The 8,691-nt window shown below is 69.1% G+C and carries 7 protein-coding genes; 4 read left to right on the forward strand and 3 right to left on the reverse strand.

Features of this window, described 5'->3' with window-relative positions:
* Positions 1 to 102 precede the first annotated feature (102 nt).
* The 3 genes from A5688_RS00230 to A5688_RS00240 form a co-directional block, all read right to left on the reverse strand.
* Positions 103 to 1,527: a phytoene desaturase family protein gene (locus A5688_RS00230; protein WP_067911300.1), complete on the reverse strand. Its 1,425-nt coding sequence runs from the start codon at positions 1,525 to 1,527 to the stop codon at positions 103 to 105.
* Positions 1,524 to 3,338, reverse strand: a complete 1,815-nt coding sequence (locus tag A5688_RS00235; protein ID WP_067836088.1) for a DUF3556 domain-containing protein — start codon at positions 3,336 to 3,338, stop codon at positions 1,524 to 1,526. Before A5688_RS00235 ends, A5688_RS00230 begins: the two co-directional genes overlap by 4 nt.
* Before the next feature lie 149 nt (positions 3,339 to 3,487).
* Complete coding sequence (locus A5688_RS00240; protein ID WP_067911297.1) at positions 3,488 to 3,973, reverse strand: hypothetical protein; 486 nt, start codon at positions 3,971 to 3,973, stop codon at positions 3,488 to 3,490.
* 245 nt (positions 3,974 to 4,218) lie between these two features.
* On the opposite strand from A5688_RS00240, the gene A5688_RS00245 reads away from it, so the two are divergent.
* From A5688_RS00245 to A5688_RS00260, 4 genes are all read left to right on the forward strand, one after another.
* Complete coding sequence (locus tag A5688_RS00245; protein ID WP_120312434.1) at positions 4,219 to 4,959, forward strand: lysophospholipid acyltransferase family protein; 741 nt, start codon at positions 4,219 to 4,221, stop codon at positions 4,957 to 4,959.
* Positions 4,960 to 4,962: 3 nt separating this feature from the next.
* Positions 4,963 to 6,594 (forward strand): acyl-CoA ligase FadD12, encoded by a 1,632-nt coding sequence (gene fadD12, locus A5688_RS00250; protein WP_067911665.1) that lies wholly within the window; start codon positions 4,963 to 4,965, stop codon positions 6,592 to 6,594.
* Positions 6,594 to 7,868, forward strand: a complete 1,275-nt coding sequence (locus tag A5688_RS00255) for an alpha/beta hydrolase (protein WP_067836080.1) — start codon at positions 6,594 to 6,596, stop codon at positions 7,866 to 7,868. The genes fadD12 and A5688_RS00255 overlap by 1 nt, the downstream gene beginning before the upstream one ends.
* 104 nt (positions 7,869 to 7,972) lie before the next feature.
* On the forward strand, positions 7,973 to 8,691 hold a 719-nt coding region (locus tag A5688_RS00260), incomplete at its 3' end, for a DUF222 domain-containing protein (protein ID WP_120312435.1).

Genomic DNA, 8,691 nt, shown 5'->3' on the forward strand with positions numbered 1-8,691 from the left:
CTGTGTCCGCTGATTTGCGCTCGTCGCCAGCCTAGATCAGGGACGTCCGCCGTTGCCGCGCTGGTACAACGGCCGTGACGTCGGCCACACGCGGCCCCGGGGCTACCGGCGACGCTTGCGCGCCCAGCCCAGCGCAGCCTCGGCGGCGTAGTAACCGCACAGGCCGTGGATGCCGGCTCCCGGCGGCGTGGACTGCGAACACAGGTACACCCCGGGCACGCCGGTCGCATACGGGTTGACCGCGATGCGCGGCCGCAGGATGACCTGGAGCCCGTCGTTGGCGCCGCCGATGATGTCGCCGCCGATGTAGTTGGGGTTGTAGGCCTCCAGATCGGCGGTGCCCAAGCTGGCGGTCGCGACGATGCAATCGCGGAATCCTGGGGCGAACCGCTCGATCTGCTCGATGATGACCGCGGTGGCGTCACCGGTGTAGCCGAACGGCACGTGCGCGTACGCCCAGATCGGATTGACGCCGCCGGCCGAGCGGGTGGGGTCGGCCAGGTACTGCTGGCCGACGAGAATGAACGGCCGCTGCGCCATGTTGCCCTGCGCGCGTTGGCGTTCGGTGTCGGCGATCTCGGCGAAGCTGCCGCCGAGGTGGACGCTGCCGGCGCGCCGGCAGTCGGGGTTGGTCCAGGGGATGTCGCCCCGGACGGCGAAGTCGACCTTGAACGCCGAGGACCCCTGGCGGTAGCGCCGGTAGGAGCGTTTGATGCGGCCGGGCATGGCGTCGCCGTAGATCTGCAGGGCCGCGGCCGGGCTCAGGTCGAGCATGACGATGTCGGCGTCCGGGATGTCGCGACGGCCGGTGACGGTCACGCCGGTGGCGATGGCGCCGCCGTGCGCTTCCAGGGCCGCGGCCAGGGCGCGGGTGATCGACCCGGAACCGCCTTCGGCGACGGGCCATCCGTAGCGGTGCCCGCCGGCCAGGAAGAGCAGCCCCATGGATGCGGTCAGCGGACGGTCCAGCCGGGTGTAGATGTGCGCGGCGGCGCCGCCGTACAGCGCGCGGGCCTGCTCGGTGCGAAACCACCGGGCCATCACGGTCGCCGGCAGCAGCGCGCGCGGCCCGAAGCCGGCCAGGCGGACCGGGTGCCGCGGGATGTGCAGCACCGGGCGCAGCAGATCCTGTGCCAGCTGATCGAATCCGGCGGCGAGGTCCCCGACGGCGCGGCGCCACCGGGTGGCGTCGGCGCCCATGCCGGCCATCGTCCGGTCGATCGATTGGTACAGCACCCCGGCGGTGCCGTCATCGAGCGGATGCGCGCAGTCGATCTCCGGCCACTTCCAGACCAGCCCGTAGCGCGGCAGGTCGATCTCCTGCCAGAACGGCGAGCCGACGCCGAACGGGTGGGTGGCCGAGCAGACGTCGTGGATCACCCCGGGCACCGTCAACTCGGCCGAGCGCGCTCCCCCGCCGACGGTCTCGCGGGCCTCCAGCACCTGCACGTCGACGCCGTTGCGGGCCAACTGGATCGCCGCGGCCAGGCCGTTGGGTCCGGCGCCGACGACGACCGCGGTGGTCATCGAGCGCTGCGCCGGGTCGTCCGCGGCGATCGCGAGCGCGGCGAAGCCGGGCGCGGCGGGTCGCCGCCATCGATGACGTGCACGGGGTAGTCGTCGCCCGGCTCGGGCCAGGGCTGGCGACTGAGCATTCCCGCGACGTCGACGTAGCCCTCCTCGATCAGACCGGTCTTGGCGTCGACGATGCGGTAGGCCTGCGTCTGTCGCTGGATCGGCTGGGCTTCCAGGATGATGACCCGCACCTCGCCCTCATCGAAGCCGCAGCGCCGCTGCACGGCGGCCAGGAGCTGTTCGTTGTGCAGGTGGCCTTCGCCGAAGTTCCACCCGATCAGCGGCCCGGCGATGATCTCGCCGTCCCGCAACAGGTAGTCGGCCTCGTCGGCACCCTCGGGCAGGGCCCGGGGCACCAACCCGCCCAGCGTGCGCCCATGGGTGTGCATGGATCGCCACGCCATCAACTTGTCGATCATGAGTTCGGCCGTCTGCGGATCGTAAAGCCGGGCAAGCTGATTGGGCGCCAGCGCCGACGCTTTGGTGACGCCGGCCTCGATCTTGTCCTCGGCGCCCTTACGCAGGCACCAGGTACTGGTGGCCCAGTTGCCCGCGTAGTAGCGCATCGCCGGTAGGAACGAAATTTGTTGCGGGAAGAGGTTTCCCAGGATCGGCACCACCGCGAGTGCGGCGATCAGGATGATCAGCAGCAGCGGTGAGCGCAGCCCCGTGGCCGTGACGCCCGCGTAGTGCCCGAACAGATAGAACAGCGAAAAAATGAAGAAGACGTTCCACTCCAACGGAACTCCCATCGGAATGGTGGACGTGATGTTGAGGTGGAACAGCACCATGAAGGCGATCAGGAACCACGCCCACCGGTGGCCGTCGGCGACGAACACCAGAACCAGCGGCACCAGGAATTCCGCCGTCGTCCCGCCGACGTGGGCCATGACCTTCGGTATCCACGACGGGCGCAGGTCGTTGACCGGGTCGAGGTAGAGCCGGCGCTTGAACCAATTGAATGCCCGACTGCGCAGCACCGGGCTGTTGCTCATCATGACCGCCACGACATACGGGAAATGATGGTTGAGCTTGGAGGTCGCCGCGCCCCACCACAGCGCCAGCATGATGATCTTGAAGGCGGCGATCTGGTCGGTGAACCCGAAGAAGAACACCAGCAGGGTCAGCCCGTAGTGTTCGCCGCGCGCCGCCAGGAAGACGGTCTTGTCGCGCAGGCCCAGCAGCACCAGCGCGATGATGGCGGGCACGACCAGCATGGGATCGATCAGGCCGACATCGCCTGCCGGGGTGACCGGACCGCCCCGCCCCGGAGAGAGCAGCGCCCAGACGCCCGAGCCCAGCACGACGAGATACAACGCCACATCGACGACGGTGCGGCTGTCGCCACGGGTGAACGGGACCTTGTCCGGCCAGGCGGGCAGCCGAATGGTGTTGGGCCGCAACCAATACAGGAAACCCCCGAACGGCGGCCAGAACCGCGCGGTCAGCGGGCCGGATCCGCAGCCCAGGCCCAGGATCTCGAACAGCAGCGTGAAGACGACCAGCTTCTGGTACACGATCGGCTGGGTCCACCACTCGGTGAGGTGACCGAGGCCGCCCAGTCCCGGCGTCAGTGAGATCACCGCGGCGGCGCCGGCGGCGTAGCCGGCGATCTTGAAGACGTAGAACAGGTAGACGGCGTACGGGGAACCGAAGCCGTGTTCGACCCAGTGCCGGGTCATGATCTGGCGCCTGGTCGAACGCGGCAAGGTGAGCCACGTCTGCGGGTCGACGTCGGGAAACTCCGGAGCCATGAATCCCATGGGCGGCCTCGTTCCTATCTAGAAACCAGCTGGCCCATTGAATGTATCGGCACCGTCATTCCGGTGTGCGCGTTTGTGCGCCCTAGGCGATGCGGGCCGACCAACCCGCCGGTCAAGCGAGGACGAAACCCGTTGCGGGAAGCGATGATTCAGTGTGGAGCTTTGGTTGCCCGGCGGACCACGGGGCGCGCCTGCGGGGATGTCGCCGGGGCCGCGACCGGAATCCGGTGCACAAAGCGCCGGCACAGCTTGTCGATCAGGGCGTCCAGGGTCTGCCGATCCTGCTCGGCGATGCGCAGCTGGCGGCGGAGGTTCACCACGGCATCGACGTCGCCCTTGACTTCCGCGGTCGCGATCTTGCGCTGACACTCGTCGATGCGCAGATCGATGAGGCCGCGCCGGCCGGTGAGCAGCCGCACGAAGTAGTCGGCCTGCAGTTGGTCCGCCGTATCCGGAGCGGACGCAGCGGCGGCACGCTCGACGGCCAGCGCGGGCCGGGGCGGTCCTTGGCGGGTCGCTTCCGCGCGGACCGAAGCGGCCGGGGAGGGCCGCCCGCGCCGGTCCCGGGTGCTGGCCGGTCTGTGGGTAGCGCTCGCGCGGGCACCACGCTCGGGTGACAGACCGGCTACGTCCATCGGGTCCCCTCTACTCGCGGATCACGTAGGGCGCCGTAACAATAGCGCCCACCAGCGTGCCGCACCACATACCCGTAATCAATAGAGTGAAACACCGTGACAGCAGCGGGTGTCCGGTCGCTACCATCGAGGGACTCGACCGGGCGAAGCCGCCTCGCGAGCGTCAAGGGAGGAACGTGACCGACAAGGGCAACCCCGACGGCGGGGACATCGGCAAATTCGACCCCGGCCTGACCCAGCGCCTGATGGCGGTGATGCGCCCGTTCCTCAAGACCTACTTCCGGTCCGAGGTGCACGGCCTGGATGCGTTCCCGCCCGGCGGAGCGCTGGTGGTCGGAAACCACTCCGGCGGCATGTTCCCCATGGACGTCCCGATCTTCACCGTCCACTTCTACGACAAGCTCGGCTACGACCGGCCGGTCTACACGCTGAGCCACGACATCCTCATGACCGGCCCCACCGGAGAGTTCTTCCGGCGCACCGGATACATCCGCGCCAACCGGGAGAACGCGGCCGCGGCATTGCGGTCCGGCGGGGTGGTGATCGTGTTCCCTGGCGGCGACTACGACGCCTACCGGCCCACGCTCTCGGAGAATGTCATCGACTTCAACGGCCGCAAGGGGTACATCCGCACGGCGATCGACGCCGGCGTCCCGATCGTGCCGGCGGTGTCCATCGGCGGACAGGAAACCCAGCTCTATCTGACCCGCGGCACCTGGCTGGCCGAGCGGCTGGGGATCAAGCGCCTGCTGCGCAGCGCGATCCTGCCCTTGTCGTTCGGCTTCCCCTTCGGCCTGAGTGCGGTCATCCCGCCGAACCTGCCGCTGCCCACCAAGATCGTGACCCAGGTGCTCGAACCGATCGACATCGCCAAGCAGTTCGGCGACGACCCGGACGTCGACGAGGTCGACGAGCACGTGCGGTCGGTGATGCAGACGGCCCTGACCGAGCTCGCCGCCAAGCGCCGCTTCCCGATTCTGGGCTGAGCCATGGCGAATCCCTTGAGCGAGACCCTCGGCCTGATCACCACACTGCGCCGCGCCGGCATGATCGCGCCGATGCGGCCCGACCGCTACCTCAAGATGGCGGCGGCAATGCGCCGCGAGGGCATGGGCATGACCGTCGGCTTCGCCGGCGCGGCGCAGCGCTGCCCCGACCGCCCCGGGCTGATCGACGAACTCGGCACGCTGACCTGGCGAGAGCTCGACGAACGGATCAACGCGTTCGGCGCGGCGCTGCAAAACCTGCCCGCGGGCCAACCGAAGGTGGTGGGCATCATGTGCCGCAATCACCGCGGCTTCGTCGAGGCGGTGGTGGCCACCAACCGGATCGGTTCCGACGTGGTGCTGCTCAACACGTCGTTCGCCGGGCCCGCGCTGGCCGAGGTGGTCAACCGCGAGGGCGTCGACGCCGTGGTCTACGACGAGGAATTCACCCCGACCGTGGACCGCGCGCTGGCCGACAAGCCGGACGCCAGCCGCATCGTGGCCTGGACCGACGGGCCGCACGAACTCACCGTCGAGAAGATGATCGCCGACCACGCCGGGCAACAGCCGCGGCGCTCCGGCCGCAAGGGCAGGATGATCCTGCTCACCTCCGGTACCACCGGAACACCCAAGGGCGCCAACCAGACCGGTGGCAACGCCGGGATCGGCACGCTCAAGGCGATTTTGGACCGTACGCCGTGGCGGGCCGAGGAGAACATCGTGATCGTGGCGCCGATGTTCCACGCCTGGGGTTTCTCGCAGTTGATCTTCGCCGCCTCCATGGCCTGCACGGTGATCACCCGGCGCAAGTTCGACCCCGAGGCCACGCTGGATCTCATCGACCGCCACAAGGCCACCGGGCTCGCCGTGGTGCCGGTGATGTTCGACCGCATCATGGAGCTGCCCGCCGAGGTGCGACGCCGCTACAGCGGACGGTCCCTGAGATTCGCCGCGGCATCGGGGTCGCGGATGCGGCCCGACGTCGTCATCGCGTTCATGGACGCGTTCGGCGACGTGATCTACAACAACTACAACGCCACCGAGGCCGGCATGATCGCGACCGCCACACCGCAGGACTTGCGGGCCGCCCCCGACACCGCGGGCCGGCCCGCGGGCGGAACCGAAATCCGAATCCTGGACCCGGAATTCAACGAGTTGCCCACCGGTGAGGTCGGCAGCATCTACGTGCGCAACAACACCCAGTTCGACGGCTACACCTCGGGCAGCACGAAGGACTTCCACGCCGGATTCATGTCGTCGGGCGATGTGGGGTATCTCGACGAGGCCGGGCGCCTGTTCGTCGTCGGCCGCGACGACGAGATGATCGTCTCCGGCGGGGAGAACGTGTACCCGATCGAAGTGGAGAAGACCCTGGCGGCACATTCCGACGTGGCGGAGGCGGCGGTGATAGGCGTGGACGACGAACAATACGGGCAGCGGCTGGCGGCCTTCGTGGTGCTCGAGCCCGGCGCCGCACTCGACGCGGGCGCCGCCCCCGAGGCGCTCAAGCAGCACGTGCGGGAGAACCTGGCCAACTACAAGATCCCCCGTGAAATCACCGTGCTGGACGAACTTCCCCGCAGCAGCACCGGCAAGATCCTGCGCGCCGACCTGCAAGCGCGGGTGAACGGCTGATGCGGCTGCCCCGGACGATCCGAAAGCCCCGTCCGCTGGCCCGGGCCGCACTCGAATTGGCCAACGCCGCCAACGGATTCCGCCCGCTGGCCCGCAAGGGCTACAGCACCGTACTGGTCTTCTGGTTCGGCTGGCCGGCCTCCGAGGTGCCGGGGGTCTACTTCTCCGCCTCGCTGCTCGACGCGCTGCGACGGGGTCGCCGCGGCGACTTCGCCGGCCGGCGCGGAAAGGCCGCGCTGGCCCTGACGGCGGCGTCCTGGGCCATCCTGGGCGCGATCCGCTACCGCGGCATCACCACTCCCGGCCCGGTGCTGGAGGCGGGGCTGCGCGACCAACTCGGCGACGACTACCAGGAGGCGCTGAACAAGCTGCCCCAGGCCGAACCCACGCGCAGCGGCCGGCGCACCCTGCCGCTGGGTGGTAATACCGTGGCGCGCCGCCGTTACGTCGAGAAGACCAACGTGGTGTCCTACGGTCCGCACGGCCGCGCCAACCTGGCCGACATCTGGCGCCGCCAAGACCTGCCGCGCGACGGCAAGGCGCCGGTGCTGCTGCAAGTGCCCGGCGGTGCCTGGATGATCGGAATGCGCCGCCCCCAGGCCTACCCGCTGATGAGCCACCTGGCCGCGCGCGGCTGGGTGTGCGTGTCGATCGGCTACCGGGTGTCGCCGCGGCACACCTGGCCCGACCACATCGTCGACGTCAAACGCGCGCTGGCCTGGGTCAAGGAGAACATCTCCCGCTACGGCGGCGATCCGGAATTCGTGGCGATCACCGGCGGATCGGCCGGCGGTCACCTGTGTTCGCTGGCGGCGCTGACTCCCAACGACCCGAAATTCCAGCCCGGCTTCGAGCACGCGGACACCTCGGTGGTGGCCGCGGTACCGGTGTACGGGCGCTACGACTGGTTCACCACCCACGGCGAGGGGCGTCCCGAGTTCATCGGGTTGCTCGAAAAGTTCGTCGTCAAAAGGAAATTCGCCACCCACCGGCACGTCTACCTCGACGCCTCGCCGATCCGCGAGCTGAGGGCCGACGCACCGCCGTTCTTCGTCCTGCACGGCCGCGACGATTCACTCATCCCGGTCGGCGAGGCCGTAGAGTTCGTCGAGGAACTGCGAGCGGTGTCCAAGTCCCCGGTCGCCTACGCCGAATTGCCGCACGCCCAACACGCTTTCGACATCTTCAGCTCCCCCCGCGCGCACCGGTCCGCCGAGGCCGTGGCGCGATTCCTGTCGTGGGTGTACGCGACGAATAGGCCCGAGCGCGACTAGGCCGCTGCTCGATCCACATGCACCACTGTAATCCCCTGCGTCGCTTTGGTTTCACGGGTCACAGAGTGGCGGTTTTTGTCGGTGGGGGTGGTTAGTTTGGCGGTGTGAGTCCAAGTGGTGCCCAGGAGGTCGACGCGGTGTTCGACGCGCTCGATGCCGACTTGGATCGTGCCTGCGGGTTGTCGTTGGAGGCGTTGAGTCCGCGGCAACAACTGGCGGTGTTGGAGCGCTGCGAGAAGGTGCGTCGGCGCCTCCCGGCCCTGGAGCATCCGCTGATCAATTCCCTTGCCCGCCAGGCCCCATCGGAGGAACTCGGCGGCACGCTGACCCATGCGCTCACCGAGGCGACGCTGATCAGCCGCGCCGAAGCGTCCCGGCGCGTCAAGGAAGCGCGCGATCTGGGCCCGCGCCACGGCCTGACCGGGGAGCCCGTCGCACCGGCACTGGCCGCCACCGCGGCCGCCCAACGCGACGGCACACTGGGGGCCGGCCAAATCGCGGTGATCCGCACGTTCTACCACCAGCTGCCCGGCTGGATAGATGCGACCACCCGCGAGCACGCCGAAGCGCGATTGGCCAAGGAGGGCACCCGGTATCGGCCCGAACAACTGGCCGGGCTCGCCAAGACGCTCGCCGACTGCCTCAACCCCGACGGCCGCTATACCGACCAGGACCGGGCGCGGCAGCGTGGCCTGACGCTGGGCAACCAGCAACCCGACGGCATGTCGGCGCTGCGCGGCTGGCTGACCCCCGAGGCCCGCGCCACCCTCGAGGCGGTGCTGGCCAAACTCGCCGCCCCGGGCATGTGCAACCCCCTCGACGA

The organism is Mycobacterium mantenii, from assembly GCF_001667865.1.
Classification (GTDB): Bacteria; Actinomycetota; Actinomycetes; order Mycobacteriales; family Mycobacteriaceae; genus Mycobacterium; species Mycobacterium mantenii_A.

What these genes read in the sequence shown, in the direction of transcription:
- A5688_RS00230 (WP_067911300.1), bottom strand. Translation starts at nt 1,527, where the DNA reads ATGACCACCGCGGTCGTCGTCGGCGCCGGACCCAACGGCCTGGCCGCG.
- A5688_RS00235 (WP_067836088.1), bottom strand. Translation starts at nt 3,338, where the DNA reads ATGGGATTCATGGCTCCGGAGTTTCCCGACGTCGACCCGCAGACGTGG.
- A5688_RS00240 (WP_067911297.1), bottom strand. Translation starts at nt 3,973, where the DNA reads ATGGACGTAGCCGGTCTGTCACCCGAGCGTGGTGCCCGCGCGAGCGCT.
- A5688_RS00245 (WP_120312434.1), top strand. Translation starts at nt 4,219, where the DNA reads ATGGCGGTGATGCGCCCGTTCCTCAAGACCTACTTCCGGTCCGAGGTG.
- fadD12 (WP_067911665.1), top strand. Translation starts at nt 4,963, where the DNA reads ATGGCGAATCCCTTGAGCGAGACCCTCGGCCTGATCACCACACTGCGC.
- A5688_RS00255 (WP_067836080.1), top strand. Translation starts at nt 6,594, where the DNA reads ATGCGGCTGCCCCGGACGATCCGAAAGCCCCGTCCGCTGGCCCGGGCC.